Source organism: Pseudomonas sp. FSL W7-0098 (assembly GCF_005930585.1).
In the GTDB taxonomy this organism is placed as follows: Bacteria; Pseudomonadota; Gammaproteobacteria; order Pseudomonadales; family Pseudomonadaceae; genus Aquipseudomonas; species Aquipseudomonas bubulae.
Map to the genome: position 1 here is coordinate 84,095 of NZ_RXHW01000010.1, position 24,167 is coordinate 108,261.

Annotated in this window: 23 protein-coding genes and 1 pseudogene; 6 read left to right on the top strand and 18 right to left on the bottom strand. The window is 61.1% G+C overall.

All coding sequences use genetic code 11. The features are described 5' to 3' along the window. Positions 1–44: 44 nt before the first annotated feature. The 3 genes from FHL07_RS18410 to FHL07_RS18420 all read right to left on the bottom strand — a co-directional run bounded on the left by FHL07_RS18410 (position 45) and on the right by FHL07_RS18420 (position 2,553). Complete coding sequence (locus tag FHL07_RS18410; RefSeq protein WP_095019095.1) at positions 45–353, bottom strand: hypothetical protein; 309 nt, start codon at positions 351–353, stop codon at positions 45–47. A gap of 243 nt (positions 354–596) precedes the next feature. Then, a complete protein-coding gene (locus FHL07_RS18415) occupies positions 597–1,031 on the bottom strand; it encodes a DoxX family protein (RefSeq protein WP_095026102.1) in 435 nt (144 codons plus the stop codon). A 103-nt stretch (positions 1,032–1,134) separates the two neighbouring features. Then, positions 1,135–2,553, bottom strand: coding sequence for a transglycosylase SLT domain-containing protein (locus FHL07_RS18420; RefSeq protein WP_095002160.1), 1,419 nt, complete (start codon positions 2,551–2,553; stop codon positions 1,135–1,137). 236 nt (positions 2,554–2,789) lie between these two features. Here FHL07_RS18420 and FHL07_RS18425 point away from each other — a divergent pair, with 236 nt between their 5' ends. The 3 genes from FHL07_RS18425 to FHL07_RS18435 all read left to right on the top strand — a co-directional run bounded on the left by FHL07_RS18425 (position 2,790) and on the right by FHL07_RS18435 (position 5,553). Continuing rightward, on the top strand, positions 2,790–3,599 hold the full coding sequence (locus FHL07_RS18425) for a TatD family hydrolase (protein WP_016780110.1): 810 nt from the start codon (positions 2,790–2,792) through the stop codon (positions 3,597–3,599). 115 nt (positions 3,600–3,714) lie between these two features. Continuing rightward, positions 3,715–5,196, top strand: coding sequence for a methyl-accepting chemotaxis protein (locus FHL07_RS18430; protein WP_095002161.1), 1,482 nt, complete (start codon positions 3,715–3,717; stop codon positions 5,194–5,196). A 99-nt stretch (positions 5,197–5,295) separates the two neighbouring features. Further along, positions 5,296–5,553: a terminase gene (locus FHL07_RS18435; RefSeq protein ID WP_095002162.1), complete on the top strand. Its 258-nt coding sequence runs from the start codon at positions 5,296–5,298 to the stop codon at positions 5,551–5,553. On the opposite strand, the gene FHL07_RS18440 is transcribed toward FHL07_RS18435, so the two are convergent. From FHL07_RS18440 to FHL07_RS18450, 3 genes are all read right to left on the bottom strand, one after another. After that, positions 5,554–6,351: an acyl-CoA thioesterase gene (locus tag FHL07_RS18440; protein ID WP_095023977.1), complete on the bottom strand. Its 798-nt coding sequence runs from the start codon at positions 6,349–6,351 to the stop codon at positions 5,554–5,556. Between the two features lie 77 nt (positions 6,352–6,428). Next, entirely contained in the window at positions 6,429–7,196 is a 768-nt protein-coding gene (locus FHL07_RS18445; protein WP_095019094.1) for a CHAD domain-containing protein, read from the bottom strand. Positions 7,197–7,224: 28 nt separating this feature from the next. After that, positions 7,225–7,503 (bottom strand): hypothetical protein, encoded by a 279-nt coding sequence (locus FHL07_RS18450; RefSeq protein ID WP_095002165.1) that lies wholly within the window; start codon positions 7,501–7,503, stop codon positions 7,225–7,227. A gap of 211 nt (positions 7,504–7,714) precedes the next feature. On the opposite strand from FHL07_RS18450, the gene FHL07_RS18455 reads away from it, so the two are divergent. Then, on the top strand, positions 7,715–8,764 hold the full coding sequence (locus tag FHL07_RS18455) for a patatin-like phospholipase family protein (protein ID WP_095002166.1): 1,050 nt from the start codon (positions 7,715–7,717) through the stop codon (positions 8,762–8,764). On the opposite strand, the pseudogene FHL07_RS18460 reads toward FHL07_RS18455, so the two are convergent. The 8 genes and pseudogenes from FHL07_RS18460 to FHL07_RS18495 form a co-directional block, all read right to left on the bottom strand. Continuing rightward, positions 8,731–9,431, bottom strand: a pseudogene (locus FHL07_RS18460) (response regulator). The gene FHL07_RS18455 and the pseudogene FHL07_RS18460 overlap by 34 nt on opposite strands. 36 nt (positions 9,432–9,467) lie before the next feature. Next, positions 9,468–12,134, bottom strand: coding sequence for a sensor histidine kinase (locus FHL07_RS18465; RefSeq protein WP_130871768.1), 2,667 nt, complete (start codon positions 12,132–12,134; stop codon positions 9,468–9,470). Between the two features lie 132 nt (positions 12,135–12,266). After that, positions 12,267–12,827, bottom strand: coding sequence for a potassium-transporting ATPase subunit KdpC (kdpC, locus tag FHL07_RS18470; protein ID WP_095031715.1), 561 nt, complete (start codon positions 12,825–12,827; stop codon positions 12,267–12,269). Between the two features lie 18 nt (positions 12,828–12,845). After that, on the bottom strand, positions 12,846–14,918 hold the full coding sequence (kdpB, locus tag FHL07_RS18475) for a potassium-transporting ATPase subunit KdpB (protein WP_138738764.1): 2,073 nt from the start codon (positions 14,916–14,918) through the stop codon (positions 12,846–12,848). 10 nt (positions 14,919–14,928) lie between these two features. After that, positions 14,929–16,623, bottom strand: a complete 1,695-nt coding sequence (gene kdpA, locus FHL07_RS18480) for a potassium-transporting ATPase subunit KdpA (RefSeq protein WP_138738765.1) — start codon at positions 16,621–16,623, stop codon at positions 14,929–14,931. Positions 16,624–16,631: 8 nt separating this feature from the next. Further along, positions 16,632–16,721, bottom strand: a complete 90-nt coding sequence (gene kdpF / locus FHL07_RS18485) for a K(+)-transporting ATPase subunit F (RefSeq protein ID WP_016780098.1) — start codon at positions 16,719–16,721, stop codon at positions 16,632–16,634. Positions 16,722–17,003: 282 nt separating this feature from the next. After that, positions 17,004–18,236 (bottom strand): hypothetical protein, encoded by a 1,233-nt coding sequence (locus tag FHL07_RS18490; RefSeq protein ID WP_095026097.1) that lies wholly within the window; start codon positions 18,234–18,236, stop codon positions 17,004–17,006. Positions 18,237–18,264: 28 nt separating this feature from the next. Continuing rightward, positions 18,265–18,714: a YcgN family cysteine cluster protein gene (locus FHL07_RS18495; RefSeq protein ID WP_016780096.1), complete on the bottom strand. Its 450-nt coding sequence runs from the start codon at positions 18,712–18,714 to the stop codon at positions 18,265–18,267. 155 nt (positions 18,715–18,869) lie between these two features. Here FHL07_RS18495 and FHL07_RS18500 point away from each other — a divergent pair, with 155 nt between their 5' ends. Continuing rightward, positions 18,870–19,463 (top strand): nitroreductase family protein, encoded by a 594-nt coding sequence (locus FHL07_RS18500; RefSeq protein ID WP_016780095.1) that lies wholly within the window; start codon positions 18,870–18,872, stop codon positions 19,461–19,463. A 111-nt stretch (positions 19,464–19,574) separates the two neighbouring features. On the opposite strand, the gene FHL07_RS18505 is transcribed toward FHL07_RS18500, so the two are convergent. The 3 genes from FHL07_RS18505 to rnd form a co-directional block, all read right to left on the bottom strand. Next, positions 19,575–20,507 carry a D-2-hydroxyacid dehydrogenase gene (locus tag FHL07_RS18505; protein ID WP_095002173.1) on the bottom strand — a complete coding sequence of 311 codons (933 nt, stop codon included), beginning with the start codon at positions 20,505–20,507 and terminating at the stop codon, positions 19,575–19,577. A gap of 126 nt (positions 20,508–20,633) precedes the next feature. After that, positions 20,634–20,927 carry a YcgL domain-containing protein gene (locus FHL07_RS18510; RefSeq protein ID WP_095002174.1) on the bottom strand — a complete coding sequence of 98 codons (294 nt, stop codon included), beginning with the start codon at positions 20,925–20,927 and terminating at the stop codon, positions 20,634–20,636. Then, on the bottom strand, positions 20,924–22,057 hold the full coding sequence (gene rnd / locus FHL07_RS18515; RefSeq protein ID WP_095002175.1) for a ribonuclease D: 1,134 nt from the start codon (positions 22,055–22,057) through the stop codon (positions 20,924–20,926). The genes FHL07_RS18510 and rnd overlap by 4 nt, the downstream gene beginning before the upstream one ends. 251 nt (positions 22,058–22,308) lie before the next feature. On the opposite strand from rnd, the gene ampC reads away from it, so the two are divergent. After that, positions 22,309–23,463, top strand: coding sequence for a class C beta-lactamase (gene ampC, locus FHL07_RS18520; RefSeq protein WP_138738766.1), 1,155 nt, complete (start codon positions 22,309–22,311; stop codon positions 23,461–23,463). Here ampC and FHL07_RS18525 read toward each other — a convergent pair. Then, complete coding sequence (locus FHL07_RS18525; protein WP_138738767.1) at positions 23,460–24,110, bottom strand: class I SAM-dependent methyltransferase; 651 nt, start codon at positions 24,108–24,110, stop codon at positions 23,460–23,462. The genes ampC and FHL07_RS18525 overlap by 4 nt on opposite strands. Positions 24,111–24,167 lie beyond the last annotated feature (57 nt).

The window sequence follows — 24,167 nt, forward strand, 5'->3', positions numbered from 1 at the left end:
CGTAGCAGCTGCCGAAGGAACGAGGCTGCTACGGGGTTGGAGCCTCAGCGCAGGGTTATCAACCCCTGCCGACAAACACGGGTGAGGTTGTGAATCACCCGCTCGGCATTTTCAGCATCGGGGGACTGGATCACCGCCAGGTCAAAACTGTCAGCGGCAAATCGCGCCAGTTGATCGCCCTCTTCCACAAACTGGATCAGAAACGCCGTAGGCCGCCCTTTGCGGCGTGGCCAGCCATCGAGATAGCGCAGCAACGTAGGCTGATGCTTACCGCCCAGGAGGATTTTTGGGTTGCGCAAGGTTGGGCTGGCCGAGATCGGCGCAAGACGTACAAGGGGACGTGGGTGACTCATGTATCGGTTCTCCGCCTCAAGATTCTGCGTGGCAGGTGAGAGGCAACACCGAACCAGCGCTTTAGCGGTATTTCAAGGCCTGTTTCAAGCCTCTTAGACGGTCTGTGACCCTCTGGCGCCCCGCAAGTAGCTGTTTAAATCGGCGCAAGAAAACATCCTAGATAAACCTGCTTACTACTGTCAACAATCATCTGGAACGAAAAAGGCCCGCTCTGGGCGGGCCTTTTCACTGGCATCGGGTTTTCAGTCAGCTAGTGCACGATCGATCGACAACTTGCCTGCACCTTCGATCAGCACTGCAACGGTACCACCCAGCAAGGCCAGGGCGAATTCATAGCCGTTGTTGGCCATAAACAGGCCATTGCTGATATGCACCGAGAAGATCGCCACCAGCAACGTAAACGACAGGCCCAGGGCTGCAGGGCGCGCCAGCAAGCCAATAATCAGCGCCAGACCGCCCAGAAACTCGGTACCGCCCGCCAGCGCTGCCATCAACATGCCCGGCGCCAGGCCAATGCTCTCCATCCATTGCGCCGTGCCCGCCAGGCCCCCGCCGCCAAACCAGCCGAACAGTTTTTGCGAACCGTGGGCGGCAAAGATAATACCGACGAAAATACGCAAGACCGTCAAACCATAACCTGCGCGGCTGCCCAGTACGGTATGGATCAATTTGCTCATGATGGAATCCTTTAGGTCATCAGTTGGGGAATGCTCGCCATACTAATCAGTTTTTATAATGTTAAAAGTCGAATAAACCTGACAAAACAATCAAATTATTCGATTATTTGCGTGTGACCAGTTCAGCTTTTGCCGGTTCCAGGGAATCCCGCTCCCGGTCAAAGGCCAAATAGTATTTATTCACGCTATTAACATAGCTGACAGCCCCCATTCCCACCTGCTCCATGGCAATACGTTCCACCTGAAAGAACCATTGATTGGGGTTCAGGCCGCGTCGCCTGGCTTCAGCCCGCATGCCCTGCACCCGCTCCGGCCCCATGTTGTAAGCCGCCAGCACAAACGCCATGCGCTCACGCTCGTTGAGCTTGGGGCTGGCAAAGAACTTGCGGCGGATCAGCGACAGATACCGGGCACCGGCCTGCACATTGCTATCGACGTTTTGAATATTGTTGACCCCCACCCGCCGGGCGGCCGAGGGGGTAATCTGGAGTAGCCCTGTCGCCCCGCCGCTGCCTTTGGCTTCAGGGTTGAGGGTTGACTCCTTGAATGCCAGCGCTGCCAGGTTCAACCAGTCCATGCCCTGTTGCCGGGCATGTTTTTGCAACACCGGGCGCAGTTTTTCAAGCTGCTGGCGATCGGCCCGGGCCAACGGGTAATGCACCCGGTACAAACGTCGGTATACCCGCTCAAAGGCCACATCCTGATCGGCCGGGGCCTTGTAGCCATCGAGAAACCGGTCGATGCTGGCCCGCAACATCGACGCATCACGGCGTACATACCAGTGCATGGCCTCGGGCTCGCTGACCAGCACCTTGCGGTCAAAACGCAGCTTGGGCATGAGCGTGGCCCAGCGCTCGGCAATCGGGCGCTCCACGATGGTCAAATGAAAAATCCCGGCCTGCACCATCTCCAGCACATCCTCCACCGCCAGGGTCGGATCTACCCACTCAATCTTCACCGGGGGCAGTTTGCGCAGGGCCAGTTTTTGATTGATCAAATTGACCGAGGCTCCCGCCGCACTGCCGGTGGTCAACGCCACGGTGCGGCCCGACAGTTGCTCTAGGCGGGTAAAGCGCCGCTCGCCCTTGACCCCCACCAACAGCAAGGGCACATCGTCGACGATCGGATCACTGGCGCTGATGGCGCGGCTGGGCTTGAAATCGATCAACTCACCCGGGGCAACTACATCGCCTTCACCCCGGGACAATGCGCCCAGCAGTTGATCCTTGGCTTTAGGGATGATCTTGAGTGTTATTTCCTGGCCATCGCGGGCATGGCTGTTGAGGTAGCGTTCAAACGCACGCAGACGATGGTATTCAACGCCAATCGCCTGCCCCTGCACCTCGCCCGAGCTGTTGCGGCTTTGATTGACCAGCACCCGCAACACCTGACTGCTGCGGATTTGCGCCAGATCGCGGACCTGACTTGGCTGCCCGACCTGTAAAGGTCCGGTCAGGCGTGCCAGTGCCGGTAGCGGCAACAGCAGCAGGCACAGCGCAATCAATAGCGTCGGTCTTGTCATCCGTTCTCCGGAAAGAATACAGCCCAGCACCCGGTCGGTTTCCCGACAACCGGTTGCCTCAAGTGAGGCTTTCAAGCGCTGGAATCAGCGCGCAAAACAGTCAATGCGTCCTTTAAACAACCGGGCATTGCGTTGTTGCGGCATTCAAAGACAACCATAACTGTCTGTAGTTCTTGGTTTTTCTTGTAAATCTACAGCTCTGATATGCTGCGAGGCCTGTGGCCTGAGGTAAAACCATGCAACTCATTGATATCGGCGTCAACCTGACCAACCCAAGCTTTGACGGCAAACACCAGGCCGTGCTGGACCGTGCCTACGCGGCCGGGGTGTGCCAATTGGTGTTGACCGGCACCAGCGTCGAAGGCAGCGAACAGGCCTTGCAACTGTGCCGCGAGCTGGACGAAAGCGGCCAGCGGCTGTTCTCTACGGCCGGCATTCACCCGCACTCGGCCAGTGACTGGAACGGCGACAGCGCCCGCCAGTTGCTTGCCCTGCTCAAGGAACCGGGCGTGTGTGCGGTGGGTGAATGCGGGCTGGACTTCAACCGCGACTTTTCGCCCCGCGCCCAGCAGGAGAAAGTGCTGGAAGAACATCTGGCGCTGGCTGTTGACCTGCAACTGCCGGTTTTTCTGCATGAGCGTGATGCCAACCAGCGTTTGCTGGAAATCCTGCGCGACTTTCGCGACCGCTTGCCGGCTGCTGTGGTGCATTGCTTTACCGGCGAGAAAAAGGCGCTGTTCAGCTACCTCGACCTTGACCTGCATATCGGCATTACCGGCTGGATCTGCGACGAACGCCGCGGTACCCACCTGCACCCGCTGGTACGTGATATCCCGCGCGGTCGCCTGATGCTCGAAAGTGATGCGCCGTACCTGTTGCCCCGCACCCTGCGGCCCAAACCGAAAAATGGTCGCAACGAACCGGCCTACCTGACCGATGTGCTGCGCGAAGTGGCCGTGCACCGTGGCGAAAGCGAGCAGGACCTGGCCGAACACACCACCGCGTGTGCACGGGCGTTTTACGGATTGCCGGTACTGACAGACTGACGCCCGCTCCCACGCAGTGCCTCTTTTGACCCACATCAACAAGATTGTCACTGAATAGCGGCACAATGATGGCACCTTGCCAATATTGTTTGCGCCAATTCAGAGAAGACCTCCCATGGGCACCTGGCTTAGCAACATCTCGCTCAAATACAAATTCTGGGCTGTCAACGCGGTGGCTTTTGTCACCACACTGCTGCTGGTGCTCTACGCCGTGCAGCTGGAACAGCAATCGCGCAGCAACGCCGCCCAGGCCAACGCCCGGGCCCAGGCGCAATTGCTCAGTGCCTGGCCTGCCGGGCAGCCCTTGCCCGAGGCCAGCCAATTGCTGCCCCTGGCGCCCGACCAGATCGCCAGCGTCAACGATCAAGCCCTGCCGCAACTGGGCAACGCCAACGGCTGGGTCTCAATCAATCCCATGCCGTTGTTCGGCCACAATCTGCTGCTGGGCGCCGAGGTACTGACCCGCGACGACGGACAAAAAATCGCCGTGCTGGCCCATACACCTAGCCTGGCCCAGGTGTTTGTCGAGCGGCTGCCCAACTATGCCGCCGCCGTGCTGATCCTGATGCTGGCCATGCTCTGCGCTTCGCAGTTGCTGATCCGCTTCCTGCTGAGCCAGCTCAACACCCTCAAGGACGTGATGCTGCATGTGGAGAAAACCGGTGACCTGTCCGCCCGGGTGCCCCTGGCGTGTACCGATGAGGTCGGGCAGATGGCCAGCGCCTTCAATGCCATGCAGGCCGGTTACCAGCGGGTGGTGAACACCGTGGCCCAAACCGCCGCGCAACTGGATGCCGGGGCCGCGCGCCTGGCCAGCAGCATGGACGAGGTGCGCCACGGCATGCTCGGCCAGCAAAGCGAGACCGACCAGGCCGCCACCGCAATCAATGAAATGTCGGCCACGGTCTACCATATTGCGCAACACGCTGGGGCTACCCGCGACCTGTCGCAAACCGCAGACAACCTGGCGGGGAGTGGCCAGCAGGTGGTCAGCCGCGTGCAACAGTCAATCGCCAGCCTGTCCACCGGGGTGCAAACCACTGCAGAAATGATCCAGCAACTGGCCCAGGACAGCCAGAAGATCAACGGCGTGGTCAGTGTGATTCACAGCATCGCCGAACAGACCAACCTGCTGGCGTTGAACGCGGCCATCGAAGCGGCTCGCGCAGGTGAAATGGGTCGTGGCTTTGCCGTGGTCGCCGATGAAGTGAGGCACCTGGCCAAACGCGTGCAGACATCCACGGACGAAATCACCGCCATGGTTTCGGCCTTGCAGGCGGGCACCCGCGACGCCGTGGACTTTATGCAGGAAAGCTCGTTCAAGGCCGACGACTGCGTGCAGCAGGCCCAGGAAGCGGGCGCGGCATTGGCCGAGATCACTCACGCCGTGGCGCAAATGCGCGAAAGCAACACCCAGATTGCCGTGGCCGCCGAGCAGCAAAGCCAGGTCGCGGAAGAGATGAACCGGGCAGTGGTGAGCATCCGCGATGTCACCGAAAACACCGTGCAACAGACCGTCGACTCGGCCACTACCAGCAATGAACTGGCAACCCTGGCAGGCGAGTTGAATCGGGCGATTGGTCAACTAAAGCTATAAGGCCAATAGCCATTGTTGATTCGCCGCAGGGTGACCATAAATCTATGATTTGTTTATCCGGTTCAGCCCAGGCTGAACCCTCGAACAAGGAGAGCAATCATGGGCAAACGTCATCCAAATCTACCGGCCTGGCAATGGCGCTCCAACCCGCACGGCCAGCAAAACACCGCGTATCAGGCAATCAACCTGATCGCAGTGCCGATGATGGTGGTGGCTTTTCTGTTGCTGGTGTCGGGCGTCTTCAGTGAAAACGCCACCAGCGCAGTGATCGGTCTGGTTGCCCTGTTTGCGGCCCTGATCCTGCAACGCCAGGGCCACAAGGCCACCAGCGCAACGGATAACAGCCAGACCTTCTGATCAACCGAACACGGCTACGGTCTGGCGGCTGAGCGCAATCAGCTCGCCGCCTGGGCCCCACAGGTTGGCCGCCACATGGCCGTAGCCATCCCGCGCATGTTCGATGACGGCCAGGTACTTGCACCACTGCAACGTGCTGACCTTAGGCAGTGGCTGCACGAACTCGATGGTCCAGGTCAGCGTGCTGCCTGCTGTCGGCTTGTTCAGTAACGGCAGCAGTGCAGGCGGCCAGGTATCGACCAGCGCCAGCAAATGGGTTTCTGTCAGAGGTTCGTCCTCAACACCGCCATCAAAACGTACCCAGCCGCCCATTTCCCGCGTTCCACGACCGGTGAACGGCAGTGCGCCCACGGCCCAGGCCATGGACAAATGACGCATAAACTCCGGGGTAACGCCTTTGATATAGGGCAACAGCGGGCAATCTTCGGGCGCCTTCATCTCAGGCGCAGGCAAGCCGTCCACGTTCGCCACTGATTCCCGCGCAGCGCCAAAGCTGCCTTGTACCAGGGTCATGACCTGACCGTCCTGTACCACCCGCCCCAGCACCTGGCTGACCGCCTTGCCTTCGCGCAGCACCTCAACCTCGAAACGCACCGGTACATCGGCGGCCACCGGCCCGACAAAACTCACTGCCAATGAGCGCAACGCCCGCTCGACAGGCACATGGGCGCGCATGGCTTCGTACTGCAAAGCCACCAACAGGCCGCCAAAGCTGGCACGGCCCTGGCCCCAATCGGCCGGGATGGTCACGTCCAAAGGCGTGTTGCGCACCGCCGCAACCAATTCGCAAAACTGCATAAGCACCTCGAAACAGATAAATATGACGGGATACTACCCATCCATCTGACTCTGCACAGTGCTGTATCGGCCAAAGATCAGGAGTGAAAGCAAGCCGCACTTAATTTGACCAACGCCTTGTCAGCGCGTTTTTCGCCGTGCTCAAGGGTGGCCTGCCATTGCGCCACACAGGGTTGCAAGTCGGCGTGTTGCCCGGCCTGCAGCAACCATTGCCAGGCATCGTGCCACTCGCCCAGCGCCTGCTGTGCCCCCTTGAGGCGCGCCAGCACCAAGGGCGGCAGCTGGTTCAACTCCGGGTAGGCTTCGGCGGCATAGCGTACGCGCTTGATCAGCAACCTCACGCGATGGCGGTCATGGCCCGGGTCATTGAGAGCGTTCTCCAGGGTTTGCCACTGTTTTTCCAGGACCTTTGCAATCCGCTGGCGCAAACCACGCAGCAGGCCTTCTCGCTCGGCAGCACGCAAAAAGCGCGGAAACACCTCGAGGATCATCAACAGTTGAGCCAACTGCTCACTGTCGGCCACCCGGGCATAACTGCCGGCCAACTGTTGCGTGCGGCGTTGCGCCTGCGCCGTGTAGCCGTGCGCCTGCAAATGTGCCGCCAGCACTTCAAGATCACGCAGGGGGGTGGTCAACACGCCAACCTGGGATGCAGACATTTCAAGTTGCACAACCCCCGGCAACCCGCGCAAAGGCCGCAACAGGCTGCGCAAGCGGCGCACAGTGGTGCGCAGGTCGTGCAGGGCCTCCGGGTCCGTATCGGCTTCCAGACGCGCCTGACAGGCCAGTAACCTGACCTCCAGACGCACGATGTTTGCCACTATCCGGTCAACCAGCTCAGACATCCTCACCCTCCCCCTTTACCGCTGCGCTTCAACGCCCGGCGCGGGATTCACGAATATAGAAACGCGCCTTCTCGGCTTTTTTGGTGCAACCCTCAAAGGCTTCAAATTGCTGCTGGGTCTTGGCCGCCGTCAACAAGGACAAGGCCTTGGAGTAGCTGACAGTCCCGGCGAAGCCTTCCGCCTTGGCCAGGTCCAGTTCATGCCAGGCCGAATCCAGGTTCGTCGCACAACTGTCGCGATACGCCTTGGTCCCCGCACAACCTGCCAACGCCAGCGCGATCAGCGGTACACAAATCCATGCTTTCATGTTGTTTTCCTCAGAAATTAAAGTTCAGTGCAATCTCAGACGAACAACCTGCATAAAAGTGCCACAACGTAAAAATCAAAAAAACCGGCAACACCTACCCGTCATTGCTACAAGGCACTAGCCTAGCTGGTAGATACGCGTTCATGCCAAAAGCTGTCACTCAGGGTCACAAAAAGGCATTGTGAGTGACTGTCAGGCGAAGGTGGGGTTCATGAAAAAACGTATTGCATTGGTATTGGGCTCCGGCGGTGCCCGGGGCTATGCCCATATCGGCGTGATTGAAGAGCTGGAAAGCCGCGGCTATGAAATCGCCTGTATCGCCGGTTGCTCGATGGGCGCAGTGGTGGGCGGGATTTACGCCGCCGGCAAACTGGACATGTACCGGGACTGGATTCAAAGCCTGGACTACCTCGATGTGCTGCGCCTGGTGGATGTCAGCTTCCGGCTTGGAGCGATTCGCGGTGAAAAGGTCTTCGGCCAGATCCGCAATATGGTCGGTGAAATCAATATCGAGGACCTGCGCATCCCCTACACCGCCGTCGCCACCGACCTCACCCACCAGCAGGAAATCTGGTTTCAGGAGGGCTGCCTGCACCAGGCCATGCGCGCCTCTGCAGCGATCCCCAGCCTGTTTACCCCGGTGATGCAGGGCAACCGCATGCTGGTGGACGGCAGCCTGCTCAACCCGCTGCCCATCGTGCCGGTGGTGTCCAGCCACTGCGACCTGATCGTCGCCGTCAACCTCAACTCCACCCACCAGAGCCACTACCAGTTGCCGGTGATCCAGCGCCCGGCGGCTTTCAAGGGGCGTTTTGACAACCTGATGAGTTCGCTGGGCTCGCGCATGCCGTTTCGCAACAAACAGGCCGAGCACTTGCTCAACCTCGAACAGGAACTGCTCAACCCCCAGGCCGAGCCGCTGGCCCAGGCAAAGCCCAATCCCTGGCTCGACACACCGCAAACCGCCTCCCCTGCCGCTGAAGAGGGCTCGCCCAAGTCAGCCACCGGCTCGGTGATCATCGACAACGTCGGCCCGGCCTCGCTGCTGGACTTGATCAACCAGAGCTTCGAGGTCATGCAGACTTCACTGGCGCAATACAAGATCGCCGGTTACCCGCCCGATATCCTGATCAACGTGCCCAAGCGGGTGTGCCGGTTTTTCGAGTTCTACAAAGCCCAGGAGCTGATCGCCCTGGGTCGCCTGATTGCAAAAGACACCCTGGACCGTTACGAAAAGGACGAGGCGTCCAACAACCGGTAGCCAACCCCGGCTTCGGTCACGATATACCGTGGCCGGGTCGGATCATCCGCCAGTTTCTGGCGCAAATGGCCAACGACAATTCTCAGGTAATGGCTGTTTTCGACATGGCTCGGGCCCCAGATATCCTTGAGCAATTGCTGCTGGGTAATGACCCGCCCCGGATGACGCGCCAAGAGCGCCAGCACCGCGTATTCCTTGCGGGTCAGCGCCACTTCGACGCCCTCGAGCAGCACACGGCGGAACGCCAGGTCGACGGTCAAGGGGCCGAGTTCAAGCGCCGACTCCCGGGTTTCGCCCACAGGCGCCTGGCGCAACAAGGCCCTGATTCGTGCCAGAAACTCCTGGATGCCGAAGGGTTTGGTCACGTAATCGTTGGCCCCGCCGTCCAGTGCCTGGACTTTTTGCGCTTCGCTGGCGCGCACCGAGAGCACCAGTACCGGCGCATTTGACCACTCGCGAAACTCGCGCAGTACCTGTTGGCCATCCATGTCCGGCAAGCCCAGGTCGAGCACCAGCACATCGGGCCGTCCGAGCGCTGCCTGGCTCAAGCCATCGGCCCGGTCGCGGCCTCCAGCACGGTGTATCCCTGGGACACCAGGCTGATACGCAGGAATTTGCGAATCTGCGGTTCATCGTCGATGACCAAAATGGTCGCGCTCTGGCTCATGACTTGTTACCGCAATAGAGGGATAGCCAAAGAATATCAGTCTTCACTTTCCAGCCCTTCATTCTCGGGGCACGGTTGAAGGCTTAACGGCAAATACAGGGTAATGCACGTACCCTGCCCGCCGATGCCTTCGCCGACGCTGACCCGCCCGCCGTGGGCCCCCACCATGCCCTGGCAGATGGCGAGCCCCAGGCCCGTGCCTTGCCCGCCGCGATCGCCCCGTGCGGCGGTATAAAACATATCGAAAATCTTCACCCTGTCCTCCTCGGGGATCCCCGGGCCCTGGTCACTGACGGCAAACCACAATTCGCTTTCATCGGCTCCCGCCGTTAATTGCAACTGGCCATGGGGAGGTGAAAAGCGCGCAGCGTTTTCCAGCACATTGACCAGCGCCTGCTCGATCAGGGCGCCATGCACGTGCAACAGCGGCAATTGCGCCGCAACATCCACCTGCACCTGCAAGGGCGCCAGCACCGCACGCAAGCGGTTCAAGGCGCTGCCGGCAATGTCGGCAGGTGACACCCAGTCGCGCGCCAGCTTGAGCGCACCGTGGCCCAGGCGGGTCATGTCCAGCAGGTTCTGGATGTAGCGGTCCAGACGCTCGGCCTCATCGCGGGTGCCTTCGAGCAACTCGCGGCGATCGCTCAACGGGATCGCCTCGCCCAGGGCCAGCAAGGTGTCGATACTGCCGCGCATGCTGGTCAGCGGTGTGCGCAGATCATGGGACACCGATGCCAGCAGTGCGCTGCGCAACTGCTCGGTTTCGCCGTGCAGGCGGGCCGCTTCCAGGTCCTGGGCCAAGCGCGCGCGCGCCAGTGCCTGGGCCAGGGGTTGGCTCAAAGCCATCAGTAGCCGACGACGCTGGCCACTTAGTGAATGGCCCTGCCTGGTGCACACGCCGAGCAAGGCCAATGGCCCCTCCTCGGCGCTGATCGGCCACCACCACCAACGGCCCATCGGCAAAGTGCCCGTACCCTTGCCTGCAGGCTGGTCGTGGGCCCAGGCCCAGTCAGCAGCGGCGCGCTCCGCTTCGCAGAACTGTAACGGCCCGCCGCTTTCAACGTCCCAGCCGCCATTGCCATCGCGATTGAGCAGGCATATGTCCAGCTCTTTCCAGCCGCTCAAATGCTGCCCGGCAGCATTGACCACAGCCTTGCGGTCGGTCGCGGCGGTAAGCTTGCGTGACAGGTCGAGAAGCTCGGTGGTTTCGTGCTGAGTGTCGCGCAAGGCCTGCAACTGCCGGCGCTGGCGAGCCGCCAGTTTGCCAGTGAGCGCCGCCATCAACAGAAAGAACAACAACGTCAGCACATCTTCTTCGCGCTGGATGCTGAACGAGAAATTGGGCGGAATAAAGAGGAAGTCATAGGCCAGAAATGACAGCGCCGCACAGGCCAATGCTGGCCCCAGGCTGCTGCGCACGGCCACCAGCAGCACGGCAGCCAGAAACACCAGGGAGATATTGGGCAGCGCCAGTACGCTGGATACTCCCCAGGCCAGGGCACTGGCCAGTAGCGTGGCAAGCAGCGCCAGGCCGTAGTCGAACCACACCAGTGAGTGTTCCGGGCGGTTGGTGACAGGTACAGGGGACTGCTCGTTGTCGAGCACGTTGATTTCCAGGCCATGGGCGTCACGCAACAAGCGCGCCGCCAGTCCGCCGCCAAACAGGCGACGGCGCCAGGTCAACCGCGACTGACCCACCAGCAGCAAGCTGGCACGGCGTTCGCCGGCATGCTGGATCAGGGTTTTGGCCACTTCACCGGCACGCAGCAACACCACCTCGCCACCCAGGCGCTCAGCCAGTTGCTGGGCGCTTTGCAGACGCAAGCGTGATTGCTCGTCGCGCGCCGTGCCGTTATCCACATGCACCAGACTCCAGGGCAGATGCCGACGCTCCGCGACCCGGCTGGCATGCCGCACCAGGCGCTCGGCATGGGTATCGCCGTCGATCCCCACCAGCAAACGCCCGCGCAGCGCCGGGGCCGATTGCCCCTGCTGGCGATAGCCCTTGTCCAGTTCATCGTCGACATACACCGCAGCGGTCTGCATTGCCAGTTCGCGCAAAGCATTGAGATTGGTCTGGCTGAAAAACGCATCAATCGCTGCCCGTGCCTGCTCAGGTACATACACCTTGCCCTCGCGCAGCCGCTCCAGCAGTTCCCGGGGCGGCAGGTCGATCAGCAGCAGTTCGTAGGCTTCCTGCACAACCCAGTCCGGCAGGGTCTCACGCACCTGGACCCCGGTGATGCCGCGCACCTGATCGTTGAGACTTTCCAGATGCTGGACGTTGACCGTGGTGTACACATCGATCCCGGCCGCGAGCAATTCCTGCACATCCTGCCAGCGCTTGGCGTGACGGCTGCCGGGGGCATTGCTGTGGGCCAGCTCATCGACCAGTACCAGCTTGGGTCTGGCGGCAAGCAGGCCGTCGAGGTCCATTTCCTCAAGCTGCACGCCGCGATAATCCGAGCGCAGCATGGGCTGCTGGGGCAAGCCATTGAGCAAGGCCTCGGTCTCGGCGCGGCCATGGGTTTCGACCACCCCGGCCAGTACTTCGACACCCTGGCGCAGTTGCGTGTGAGCCGCTTGCAGCATGGCGTAGGTTTTGCCCACGCCCGGTGCCGCGCCGAGAAACACTTTAAGCCGGCCACGGCCTGCGCGCGGTAGATCGGCTAGCAACGCATCGGCGCGGGCGGAATGAGTCATGGGGGGGTTCCTGATAAATTGTGTGACTGAAAGCTTTACCCTCATCCCAGCCCTCTCCCGGAGGGAGAGGGAGCTGATATGTGGTTTTCTTGAAGCCGCGTGCGGTCAGTCCCCTCTCCCTCCGGGAGAGGGTCAGGGTGAGGGGCTCTTCAACTGCGCCAATGCGCTGTTCAACAGCAGCACGTTAACCACCGGCGGCCCCACCAGCGGCCGCTCGATATGCTCCGCCACCAGCTGTTCAACAGCCTGTACCGGCAAGCTGCGAGCAGCAGCGACACGGGCTAGTTGATAGCGTATTGCCTCTGGTGGCAAGTGCGGGTCCAGCCCGCTGCCCGAAGTGGTCAGCAGCGCCAGGGGCACCGGCCCCTGGCCCGGCACGGCAAGCTGGGCGGCACTGTCCTTGACCCGTGTCGCCAGAGCCGGGTTGCTCGGTGCCAGGTTGCTGGCCGAACTGGCCACGGTGGCAAACGCTCCCGCCGATGGCCGTGGGTGAAACCAGCTGTCACCGCTGAAATCCTGCGCAATCAATGCCGACCCCAGCACCTTGCCGGCACTGTCACGGACCAGGCTGCCATTGGCCTGTTCGGGGAACGCCAGTTGGGCAATGCCGGTGACGGTCAGCGGGTAGATCACGCCGGTAATGGCGGTCATCAACAGCATCAGGCTCAGGGCCGGACGTAAAAAAGTGCTCATGGTGTAACCCTCCAATGCTTAAACCAGATGCAATGCGGTGAGCAGCATGTCGATCAGCTTGATGCCCACAAACGGCACCACCAGCCCGCCCACGCCATAGATCAGCAGGTTGCGGCGTAACAGGTGCGCCGCACTGGCCGCCTGCACCCGCACACCGCGCAATGCCAGCGGGATCAGCACCACGATGATCAGCGCGTTGAATACGATGGCTGACACAATCGCGCTTTGCGGGCTCTGCAGGCCCATCACGTTGAGCACGCCCAGTTGCGGGTAGATCGAAGCAAACAGCGCCGGCAAAATCGCGAAGTACTTGGCCACGTCGTTGGCGATCGAGAACGTGTTCAATGCGCCACGGGTCACCAGTAACTCCTTGCCGATCTGCACTACATCCAGCAGCTTGGTGGGGTCGCTGTCCAGATCCACCATGTTCGCGGCTTCACGGGCCGCCTGGGTGCCGTCGTTCATCGCCATGCCCACATCGGCCTGGGCCAGGGCCGGAGCGTCATTGGCACCATCACCGCACATCGCCACAAGGCGGCCGTCATTTTGCTCATGGCGAATGCGCGCCAGTTTTTTCTCCGGTGTGGCCTCGGCCAGCACGTCATCCACCCCGGCTTCAGCGGCAATGGCCGCGGCGGTCAGCGGGTTGTCGCCCGTCACCATCACGGTGCGGATGCCCAACTTGCGCAACTCGGCAAAACGCTCGCGAATACCCGGCTTGACCACGTCCTTGAGGTGGATGGCGCCCAGCAGCTTGCCCTGGGCACAGACCAGCAAAGGGGTACCGCCGCTCTGGGCGATCTTGTCGATTTCCCGGGACAGGGCCGGCAACAGCTCGCCGCGTTTGAGGCCGACAAACGCCAGCACTGAATCCACGGCCCCTTTGCGGTACACCCGACCGTTGTGGTCGATACCCGACAGGCGGGTTTCAGCGGTAAAGGGTACGGCCGTGAAGTCCGACACGGGTAACTCGGGCAGGCTGTGCTGGCCCCGAACAAACTCGACGATGGACTTGCCCTCCGCCGTCTCGTCCGCCAGCGAAGCGCGCAACGCGCCCTCTGCCAGCTCTTTGGCGGTCACGCCGGGGCAGGCATACAGCGCCGTGCAGCGGCGGTTGCCGAAGGTGATGGTGCCAGTCTTGTCGAGCATCAGCACATGCACATCGCCCGCGGCTTCAACCGCCCGCCCCGACTTGGCAATCACGTTGAGGCGCACCAGACGGTCCATGCCGGCAATGCCAATGGCCGACAACAAGCCGCCGATGGTGGTCGGAATCAGCGTCACCAGCAGGGCCACCAGAAACACCAGGGGCAAGCTGCCACCGGCAAAGTAAGCGAACGGCTGCAAGGTCACGACCACGATCAGAAAGATCAGGGTCAGGCCGATCAGCAGAATATCCAGGGCAATTTCGTTGGGGGTTTTCTGCCGTTTGGCGCCTTCGACCAGGGCGATCATGCGATCCAGGGTGGACTCGCCGGGATTGGCGCTGATTTGCACCAGCAACCAGTCACTGACCAGCCGCGTATTGCCGGTCACCGCCGAGCGATCACCGCCCGACTCACGGATCACCGGCGCCGATTCGCCGGTAATCGCCGCTTCGTTGACCGCGGCAATCCCTTCAATCACCTCGCCGTCGCCGGGGATCATCTCCCCCGCTTCGACGCGCACCACATCCCCTTTGCGCAGGCGGGTGGCCGGGACGATTTCAAAGCCGCCCGTGGCAGTGCGCCGACGCGCACTCAAGCCCACACTGCCCGCCTTGAGGCTATCGGCCCGAGCCTTGCCGCGACCCTCGGCCAGGGCTTCGGCAAAGTTGGCGAACAGCACGGTAAACCACAGCCACAGAGCGATTTGCACCGCCACCCCGGTGGGCACTGCAGGCTCGGGGATAACACACAGCACCGTGGTAAAAATCGCGGTCAGCTCGACCACCAGCATCACCGGCGAGCGTTTCAGCTGGCGCGGGTCGAGTTTGACGAATGCTTGCAACAGCGCCGGACGCCAGATATCGGCGAACGAAGTCTTCGGCGACTCGGGGGCCCTGGCTTCAGGCGTTGGCGTCAACTTTGAAACAGGAGCAGGCATAGTCATCTTCGTCTCCTCAGAAGCCCTGGGTCAGTTGTTCAGCGATGGGGCCAAGGGCCAAGGTCGGCAGGAAGGTCAGGCCGCCCACCAGCAAGATGGTCACGGTCAGCAGCGCGACAAACAGCGGACCGTGGGTCGGAAAACTGTCCTGGCCAATCGGCGCGCTTTTCTTGATCGCGAGGCTGCCGGCCAATGCCAGCACCGGCAGGATGTAACCGAAGCGTCCGATCAACATGCCCAGGCCCAGCATCAGGTTGTAGAGCGGCGTGTTGGCGTTAAGCCCGGCAAAAGCTGAGCCGTTGTTGGCACTGGCCGAGGTGAAGGCATACAGGATCTGGCTGAAACCATGGGGCCCGGGGTTGCTGACCGAGGCCACAGCACTGGGCAGTACGGCGGCAATCGCGCCCAGCACCAGCACCCCCACCGGCATCACCAGCAAGGTCACCACCAGCAGCTGGACTTCCCTGGCCTGGAGTTTTTTACCGAGGTATTCAGGGGTGCGGCCGATCATCAGGCCGGCGAGGAACACCGCGATCAACACGTTGAGCAACATCCCGTAGAGCCCGGCACCGACGCCACCGAAGATCACTTCGCCGACCATCATGTTGAGCAGTGCCACCATCCCGGTCAGCGGGTTGAGGCTGTCGTGCATGGCGTTGACCGAGCCGTTGGAGGCCGAGGTCGTGGTTTCGGTCCACAGCACACTGCCGGTGGTGCCGAAGCGGACTTCCTTGCCTTCCAGCGGTGCGCTCTGCTCGACCAGCGGGCTGTTGAGCGCCGGGTTCGGCTGGTACTCGGCATACAGCGCGGTGCCGCCGCCGATCAGGAACAAGGCCAGCATGCAGGCGATGATTGCGCGGCTCTGACGCAGGTCCTTGACGTAATGGCCGAAGGTGAACACCAACGCCACCGGGATCAGAATAATCGAGGCCATTTCGAACAAGTTGCTCCAGGCGCTCGGGTTTTCGAACGGATGCGCCGAGTTCACGCCGAAAAAGCCGCCGCCGTTGGTGCCCAGTTGTTTGATCGCAATCTGGCTGGCAGCCGGACCCAGCGGGATTACTTGATCGGCACCTTGCAGGGTTACGGCATTGACGTAATGGGCAAAGGTTTGCGGCACGCCCTGCCACACCAGCAGCAACGCCAGCACCAGGCACAACGGCAGCAGGCCATAGAGCGTGGCCCGGGTCATGTCGACCCAGAAGTTGCCCAGCGTGTGCGCCGAGCGGCGGCTGATACCACGGCACAAGGCGACCAGCACGGCCAGGCCGGTGGCGGCGCTGACAAAATTCTGCACGGTCAGCCCGGCCATCTGGCTGAAATAGCTCAGGCTGGCTTCACCGCTGTAGCTCTGCCAGTTGGTGTTGGTGACAAAACTCACCGCGGTATTGAACGCTTGCGTCCACTCCTGCCCCGGCAACTGCTGGGGGTTGAGTGGCAAGTACGACTGAAACAGCAAAATGGCGAACAACAACACAAAGCCTGTCAGGTTGAAAACCAGCAGGGCCAGGGTGTACTTCTGCCAGCTTTGCTCACTGCCCGGGTCAACCCCGGCGATGCGGTAGCAGACCTTTTCGACGGGCCCCAATACCGGGCTCAGCCAGGTCCGCCGTCCCTCCATCACCTTGTAGTAAAAACGCCCCAGCCAGGGTGCGGGCAACAGCACCAGGGCAAAAAAGGCAAGCATCAGCCCATAGTCATAACTGTGCATACCCGCTCCTAGTTCCGGTCTGCGCGCAACAGCGCAACCAGCAGATAAACGAACAGCGCCACTGCCAGCAGCAGCGACACCCCATCCAGAATGCCCATGACAACTCTCCCCAGGCGGCACCTGCCGCGTAGGAAGAGAGTGTGGGGAATCAGGGCGTAAAGGATCGAGATCGAGAGGGATGCGGGGGCGTAAAGAAGGTGTAAAAAAGCAGCGATGCCTGCCGTAGCAGCTGGCGAAGGAACGCGGCTGCGTTCGAGCGCGAAGCGGTCGTAAATCATCTAGATGCGGTGTAACTGACAAACCGCATTGGCCAAATTGACGACGGCTACGCCGCCGGACGCAGCCTTCGTCCCTCGGCAGCTGCTACACGTGGGTTAGGATCAGCGCAACAGCGGGCTGTCCAGTACCTCGGAGGCGCCGCCCAGCACGCTTTCGCTCAGCTGGATAAAGCTCGCGGTATTGACCTTGTCCATGCGCATCAGCGCCTGGCTGACATCATCCAGCGAACGCTTGCTGTGGGTCTGCAAACGGATTTCACGGTCCAGTGCCTGCAACAGCGTGACTGCCCGCGCAACCATGGCCGCGTTTGCCTGTTCACCGCGCAGGCGGGTCACGTTTTTACCGGCAGCGTTGAGCTTGTGCTGCAGGGTCTGGTAACGCTCATCACTCATGCCGCCGGCGCGGCGCAGCAGTTCGATGGCGTAGTACTCGCCAAGGCCCTCGCCGATCCAGTCATGCCCCGGCTCATCGTTGATGCCGCTGAACAACTGCACCACTTCGCGCAACAACGGACTTGAACCGCTCTCGCTGACCAGCGGCAAACCGCTATAAAGGTAGATCGAGTTGCGCCCCGCTGCACTGCCTTTCCACATCGGGCTGCCCGCGCCGACGATCAGCAGCTTGGGCGGGTTGCGCGGGAACACCGCTTGCACCTGCGGCCACACAAAGGTCAACAGGGTCAGCACATCCATGCGGTGCATGCCCTGCCCCTTGGGTGCGCTCACCGTGACCTCGGTTTCGCCCAGGGTGGTGCGGCGGCTGCCCAGGTTACCCGCGAGCATCCAGCCGGTGGGGCGATCAAACAGACGCGACACATCATCGATACGAAAGCGGTTTTTACCGATACGCGGCCAGGCGGTTTCAACGCTTTTCCAGCCTTTGGGCAGTTCGAATTCAAGCCGCGACACCAGCTCGACCCCATCCTGCTGATCGAGGCTGGCAGGCGGGATCAGTTGTTCACCGCGAAACAACGCCCAGTCAGGCGTGATCCGGGTGTCGTACGTGCCGTTCTTGCGCGGCTGGCTCAGGCGGACGCGGTAACTCAGGCTGGCACTGCCCGCTGGCGGATGCCACAGGCCCCGGCTATGGACCGGGTCGGGGCTCAGTTGCCATTGCCCGTCGGCCTTGAAGTCGCTGTAACTGCCCGGCGCGCCCAGGTCGAAATCCAGGCTGCGCACAGCAGAACCCTCGGCCAGGGTGATCCGCACCTCGGCCTGATCGCTTTTGGGCAACAACTGTACGTGGTAATCGAGCGCCACTTTTTGCCCAGCCCACAGTGGGCCCGCCGCCAGCAACAGCAGCAAACCCAGGGGCAATCGATAACGCAGCGGCATACACACTCCTTGCAAACCGCTCCGGCACTTAACCGGCGCGGAAAATCAAATGATCTTCCCAGTCATCTTCAGGCACGCTGCCTTCGGCCAGCATGCGCCCGGACTGTGAAATGCGCTCATGGTGGACAGCGTCCGGGTCGCCACACACCAGGTGATGCCACAGCGGCAAGTCCTTGCGCTCGCTCACCAGCCGGTAGCCGCAAGTCGGCGGCAGCCACTTGAACTCTTCGGCCTTGCCCGGCGACAGCTGAATGCAGTCAGGGACTGAATCACGACGATTAGGGTAGTCGGTGCACTGGCAGGTTTTCAGATCGAGCAGTTTGCAGGCGATGCGCGTGTAGTAGACGCTGTTGTCGTCTTCATCTTCGAGCTTTTGCAAGCAGCACAATCCGCAGCCGTCGCACAGCGACTCCCATTCCTCCTGATCAAGTTGATCGAGGGTTTTGCGGATCCAGAACGGTTCAACGATTGCGGCCATGGTTCAAACATCAACATCAGGGAGTGGAAAAGGCCGCCAGTCTAGTGCCCAAGACCCCGCGGGCCAAGGGCTTGTCGTCAGACTTGTCAGCTTGACGGCATCCCAGTAGTTTTAGCCCCTGAATTGAGCCGTTACATTTACCTCAGGAAACCGCCATGCCTGCTAGCAGCCGTAAAGCCGATCACAGCATTCACGAGCAATTTACCCAGCGCTGGTCGCCCCGCGCCTTTACCGATGCGACCATCGACAAAGCCACCCTGCTGAGCTTTTTTGAGGCAGCACGCTGGGCACCGTCGGCCTACAACGCACAACCCTGGCGCTTTCTGTTCGCCCTGCGCGGCACCCCGGAGTTCGACCGTTACCTGAGCCTGCTGGTGGAGTTCAACCAGGGTTGGGCCAAGCATGCAGCAGCACTGGTGGTGATTGTGTCCAAGACCACCTTCGCGGCACCGGGCACCACCGAAGAAAAACCCGCACCGACCCACGCCTTCGACACTGGCGCCGCCTGGGGCCACCTGGCCCTGCAGGCCCACCTGAGCGGCTGGCATACCCACGGCATGAGCGGGCTGGATTTTGAACGGGCGCGCCAGGAGCTGAAAATCCCTGAGGGCTACCAGGTCCAGGCAATGGTTGCGATCGGCAAGATCGGTGACAAGTCGAGCCTGGTGGATTACCTGCAAGCCAAGGAAGTGCCAAGCCAGCGCGAACCGCTGAGCAAGCTGGTGGCTGAAGGCGATTTCAGCCTGTAACCCGGCTACAGAAATACTTCATCTGTGGGAGCGAGCCTGCTCGCGAATGGCCTTCGCGAGCAGGACCGCTCCCACAGGAGTGGTTTGACCGGCAACAGAGTATCTACAGGATCAGTAACCGCGGTCGAAATCCACTTCGCCACGCAATGCCTCACCCGCCTGATACGCACGCAAATTGTCGACAAACAGCTGGGCCATCATCGGTGGCGAGGTCGGCGCCGAGCTGTGCCCGGTCAACAGCAAACCCCAGGCCGTCCAGAACGGATGCTTGGCCGGCAGCGGCTCCTGACGACAGACGTCAATCACCGCGCCCGCCAGATGCCCCACGCGCAAAGCCTCGACCAGATCGGCATCAACCACGGACACACCGCGCCCGGCATTGATGAATACGGCATTGGGATTGAACTGCGCAAACAGCTCGGCATCGTACACATCATGGGTGTCCGGGGTGTTGGGCAACAGGTTGATCACGTAATCCACCTGCCCCACCAGGCGCGGCAAGTCGCTCAGCACACCCACTTCCTTGAACGGTGCCAGCTCGCGGGCGGTTGTGGCGATGGCATGCAACTCAACGCCAAAAGGCAGCAGAAACTGCGCCACGGTCTGGCCAATATCCCCGGCCCCGACGATCAGCACCTTACGCCCGACCAGGCTCTGGCCCATGCGGTTATCCCACTTGCGCTCGACCTGGCTGACCAGCCGGGCCATGACTTCACGCTCGTGGCCGAGCATGTAGGTCAGAACGTATTCAGCCATCACCTGACCAAAAATACCCACGGCGCGGGTCAGTCGATAGTCACGCTTGAGGCCTTCGGCCAACAACGGCGTGATGCCCGCCCAGGTCGACTGCAACCACGCAGGCTTGTGGCCCTGGCGCAGCAGGGTCGCCAGCAGGTCCGGCTGGCCCAGCCACACCGGGCATTCACCGGCCATGCGCGACAGTTCCTCGGAATCGCCGCTGGACTGCAGTTGCAGATCCGGGGCGAGGCGCTGCAGCAGTTGGGTGTACAGCGGGTAATCGTGCTCGGCAATCAGGACGCGCATGTTTCTAACCTTTCCAAAACACTGCCAGCGCCCGTCGCCGAGGTTTGCCCCGTCGCGTTCGGCCAGCGCCAATCAAAATGAGTCCGTTTCAGACAGGCGCCCGGAACCGGGCACCTGGCGCCGCACTTACATCGGGTCGTTGCGACGCAACAGCTCTTCAGGCAAGTGCTCGATGTATTCGTCTTCGGCCGGCGGCATTTGCAGGTGATAGCCCTGGCTCTCGAGGTTTTCCAGAACCTTGGTGATGTCTTCGCGCGACAGCTTGCGCTCGGGCGTCAGCACCAGATCAAAGGCGTGGATCGGCTTGCCAAAAGCCAGCATCAGCGGTTCCGGCACGCGCTCCAGGGCATCGGCCTTGAGTACATACAGGTACATTTCGTTGCGTTTGGTGCTGCGGTAGATCGAGCAAATACGTTTCAAGACAGTTCTCCAGCGGTGGCCAGGCAATCGAGCAAGGCCTGGCCCATCAACTCACGGCGCCAGCCGCGCAGTGATTCCGGCAATTGATAAGGGCCATTGGGGAAGCCGCTTTTAAGCAGGGCTTCCAGGGTTTTCTTACGCAACATCAGTTCCGGCGCAATGTTCAGGCGCTCAGCTTCAGCCTGGCCGATGGCACGCAGACGCTTGATCAGCAACGCGGCTTCAACCGGCAACGGCTCGGGCACGGCGGGCGGCCATTGTTCCGGCGGCAGACTGCCAGCACGCTTGATCAGATCAAGCAAAAACTCACCGTCCTGACGCACGGTGCGCGGGTGCATGTCTTCAATGCGCGCCAGTGCCACCAGGTTATCAGGCTGGGTTTTGGCCAGAGGCCACAATGCATGCTCGCGTATCACGCGGTTGCGCGGCAGGTCCCGGGCACGGGCTTCGTGCTCGCGCCAGGCGCAGATTTCACGCAATACCGCCAGTTGGGCCCGTGACAGCTTCCACGCCAGCTTGGCTTCGCGGTACACCTCGTAAGGATCTGTTTCGCGGCGCAGGTTGGCGACCAGTTCGGCGCCATCTTCCAGCACCCAGCGGTACTTTTCCGCCGACAGGCGCGGATGCAGCAACTTGTAGACTTCAGCCAGGTGCACGGCATCTTCGGCGGCGTAGCTGATCTGGGTTTCCGACAACGGACGCTGCAACCAGTCGGAGCGGGTCTCGCCCTTGGGCAGATCGATATCCAGGACTTCCTTGACCAGGCGCGAATAGCCCATGGAGAAGCCCAGGTTCAGATAGGCGGCTGCCAGTTGGGTGTCGAACAGTGGCACCGGCAGGCTGCCGGTCAGGCGCAGTAAAACCTCAAGGTCTTCACTGCAGGCATGCAGCACTTTGACCACCGCCTGGTTTTCCAGCAGGTCGGCCAGGGGCTGCCAGTTGTCGATGGTCAACGGGTCGATCAGGTACGCCCGCGTGCCGTCGCCAATCTGGATCAGGCCGGCAATCGGGTAAAAGGTGTCGACCCGCATAAATTCGGTGTCGAGGGCTACGAACGGCAATTGTTGCCATTCGGCGCAATGCTGGCCGAGGCTATCGTTGTCGCGAATCCAGTGAATATCGATGGCCACACGGCTCTCCCTTGAAGAATGGCGCGCAGTATATATCGCCGCCAGGGATTACCGGACATTGCCTCGTCATGTTGTGCGCGAAAAAACCTACGAAACTTCCATATAAAACCCGCATCCCTAGAGTGATTTCCTCTATAAATTGCCTGGCTCAACGCCATTGAAGATTTGTTACAACACATTATGTGACAAGCCAGTCGGGCCACTGTGAGCGGGCACGAGTAGATTTGCGCACTAAAAACCGAGGATACCCCATGAAAATGACCTGCAAACTGTCAGCACTGGCACTTTCGCTGATAGGCCTTTGCTCTTTTGCCAGTAGTGCACTGGCAAAGGGTTCTGACCTGGATACAGTGGTGCAAAACGGCGCCAGGCACGTAATGCAAGAATACGCCGTGCCCGGCCTGGTCATCGCCGTGAGCGCTAACGGCAAGCAACACTTTTACAGCTTCGGTGTCGCGTCCAAGGCCAGTAAAGAGCCAGTGACCCCCGACACACTGTTCGAGGTTGGCTCGGTCAGCAAACTGTTTACCGCCACCCTGGCCACTTACGCTCAGGCCCAGGGCAAGCTTTCGCTGTCCGATACCGTCGGCAAATACGAGCCGGAACTTGAAGGCACACCCTTTGGCAAGGTAACCCTGGCCCATCTGGCCACCCATACTGCAGGCGGCTTCCCTTTGCAGCTGCCGGACAGCGTGCAGGACGAGCGCCAGTTGATGGATTACCTCAAACGCTGGAAACCCGCCTACCCGATGGGCACCCAGCGCAGCTACGCCAATCCAAGCATCGGCATGCTCGGCGTGATTGCCGCCAAAAGCCTGAACCTGCCGTTCACCCAGGCAATGGAGCAACAACTGTTCCCGGCACTGGGGCTGCACAACACCTACTACACCGTGCCCGCCAGCAAAATGACGTTGTATGCCCAGGGCTACGACAAGCAGGATGCACCGGTCAGGCTTAACTCCGGCGTGCTCGGCAATGAAGCCTATGGCGTGAAAACCAGCGCCCGCGACCTGATCCACTTTACCGAGCTCAACCTGGGCCAGGGCGAAACCAGCCCGCAGATTCGCAAGGCTCTGGCTGACACGCACACCGGTTATTTCCGCGTGGGGCCCATGACGCAGGATCTGATCTGGGAACAGTACCCTTACCCTGTCGAGCTCAAATCGCTGTTGGAAGGCAACTCGAACAACATGGCCTATGAAAACAATGACGCCATCGCCCTGAATCCGCCTCTGGCCCCACAACAGGCGGTATGGGTCAACAAGACCGGCTCAACCGGCGGCTTTGGTGCCTACGCAGTGTTTGTGCCTGCCAAGCAAAAATCGATCGTCATTCTGGCCAACAAGAACTACCCCAACGACGCACGGGTCAAGTTGGCATACGAGGTGCTCAAGGCTCTGGACTAAATGTCCTTGCGCAAGATGTAGATGCTGCCCATGCCACAACCGGGCAGCACTTCGTACTGTTTGAGGATACTGAAGCCTGCCCGCTCAAATTGACCTTCAATTTCGTCCTTGTTCACCACGATACGGAGCGGGTCACAGCCCTGCTCCGCCGCACGACCAAGGGGCACAGAAAGGATCAGGCCGTCACGACTGACCCTGTGCAGCTCGCGCAAAATGGCCTGGCGATGATCGCTGTCGCGCACATGGTGGAACAACTGCATGCAAAAAATGCAGTCCACGGCGTTTTCCGAAATATCGATGGAAAACACCGAGCTTTGAAACAGTTTGATGCGCGCCAGCAGGCCGGCGGAATGGTGGGTTTGTGCGTGATCGAGCATGGCCTGCGACGAGTCGCAGGCCAGGATCACCCGATTGCCATGCTCGGCCAAAATCGGCCAGAAACGCCCGGCTCCGCAAGCCAGATCCAGGATCAGTCCAGGCTCGCCCGCAACCTTGAGCGCCCGGCGCACCAGGCGCCGCTCGCGCCACAACACGAACCTGCGGGCAAGCCCTTGGGGCTGTACTTGCAGGCAAACCTTCGCATGCTCGCGGTCAAACTGCTCGGCGAGCTCATGCTCTATAGGGGTGGAAGGTGGCTGCGATGACATGGGCCCGCGAACTCTTGTGTTTGATGATGATCAACGCAGAGATTATCGGGACACCAG

What these genes read in the sequence shown, in the direction of transcription:
- FHL07_RS18455 (WP_095002166.1), top strand. Translation starts at nt 7,715, where the DNA reads ATGAAAAAACGTATTGCATTGGTATTGGGCTCCGGCGGTGCCCGGGGC.
- FHL07_RS18435 (WP_095002162.1), top strand. Translation starts at nt 5,296, where the DNA reads ATGGGCAAACGTCATCCAAATCTACCGGCCTGGCAATGGCGCTCCAAC.
- kdpC (WP_095031715.1), bottom strand. Translation starts at nt 12,827, where the DNA reads ATGAGCACTTTTTTACGTCCGGCCCTGAGCCTGATGCTGTTGATGACC.
- FHL07_RS18490 (WP_095026097.1), bottom strand. Translation starts at nt 18,236, where the DNA reads ATGCCGCTGCGTTATCGATTGCCCCTGGGTTTGCTGCTGTTGCTGGCG.
- FHL07_RS18445 (WP_095019094.1), bottom strand. Translation starts at nt 7,196, where the DNA reads ATGTCTGAGCTGGTTGACCGGATAGTGGCAAACATCGTGCGTCTGGAG.
- FHL07_RS18505 (WP_095002173.1), bottom strand. Translation starts at nt 20,507, where the DNA reads ATGCGCGTCCTGATTGCCGAGCACGATTACCCGCTGTACACCCAACTG.
- FHL07_RS18450 (WP_095002165.1), bottom strand. Translation starts at nt 7,503, where the DNA reads ATGAAAGCATGGATTTGTGTACCGCTGATCGCGCTGGCGTTGGCAGGT.
- kdpA (WP_138738765.1), bottom strand. Translation starts at nt 16,623, where the DNA reads ATGCACAGTTATGACTATGGGCTGATGCTTGCCTTTTTTGCCCTGGTG.
- FHL07_RS18465 (WP_130871768.1), bottom strand. Translation starts at nt 12,134, where the DNA reads ATGACTCATTCCGCCCGCGCCGATGCGTTGCTAGCCGATCTACCGCGC.
- FHL07_RS18415 (WP_095026102.1), bottom strand. Translation starts at nt 1,031, where the DNA reads ATGAGCAAATTGATCCATACCGTACTGGGCAGCCGCGCAGGTTATGGT.
- FHL07_RS18410 (WP_095019095.1), bottom strand. Translation starts at nt 353, where the DNA reads ATGAGTCACCCACGTCCCCTTGTACGTCTTGCGCCGATCTCGGCCAGC.
- FHL07_RS18425 (WP_016780110.1), top strand. Translation starts at nt 2,790, where the DNA reads ATGCAACTCATTGATATCGGCGTCAACCTGACCAACCCAAGCTTTGAC.
- kdpB (WP_138738764.1), bottom strand. Translation starts at nt 14,918, where the DNA reads ATGACTATGCCTGCTCCTGTTTCAAAGTTGACGCCAACGCCTGAAGCC.
- FHL07_RS18525 (WP_138738767.1), bottom strand. Translation starts at nt 24,110, where the DNA reads ATGTCATCGCAGCCACCTTCCACCCCTATAGAGCATGAGCTCGCCGAG.
- ampC (WP_138738766.1), top strand. Translation starts at nt 22,309, where the DNA reads ATGAAAATGACCTGCAAACTGTCAGCACTGGCACTTTCGCTGATAGGC.
- FHL07_RS18440 (WP_095023977.1), bottom strand. Translation starts at nt 6,351, where the DNA reads ATGCAGTTTTGCGAATTGGTTGCGGCGGTGCGCAACACGCCTTTGGAC.
- FHL07_RS18500 (WP_016780095.1), top strand. Translation starts at nt 18,870, where the DNA reads ATGCCTGCTAGCAGCCGTAAAGCCGATCACAGCATTCACGAGCAATTT.
- kdpF (WP_016780098.1), bottom strand. Translation starts at nt 16,721, where the DNA reads ATGGGCATTCTGGATGGGGTGTCGCTGCTGCTGGCAGTGGCGCTGTTC.
- FHL07_RS18430 (WP_095002161.1), top strand. Translation starts at nt 3,715, where the DNA reads ATGGGCACCTGGCTTAGCAACATCTCGCTCAAATACAAATTCTGGGCT.
- FHL07_RS18420 (WP_095002160.1), bottom strand. Translation starts at nt 2,553, where the DNA reads ATGACAAGACCGACGCTATTGATTGCGCTGTGCCTGCTGCTGTTGCCG.
- FHL07_RS18495 (WP_016780096.1), bottom strand. Translation starts at nt 18,714, where the DNA reads ATGGCCGCAATCGTTGAACCGTTCTGGATCCGCAAAACCCTCGATCAA.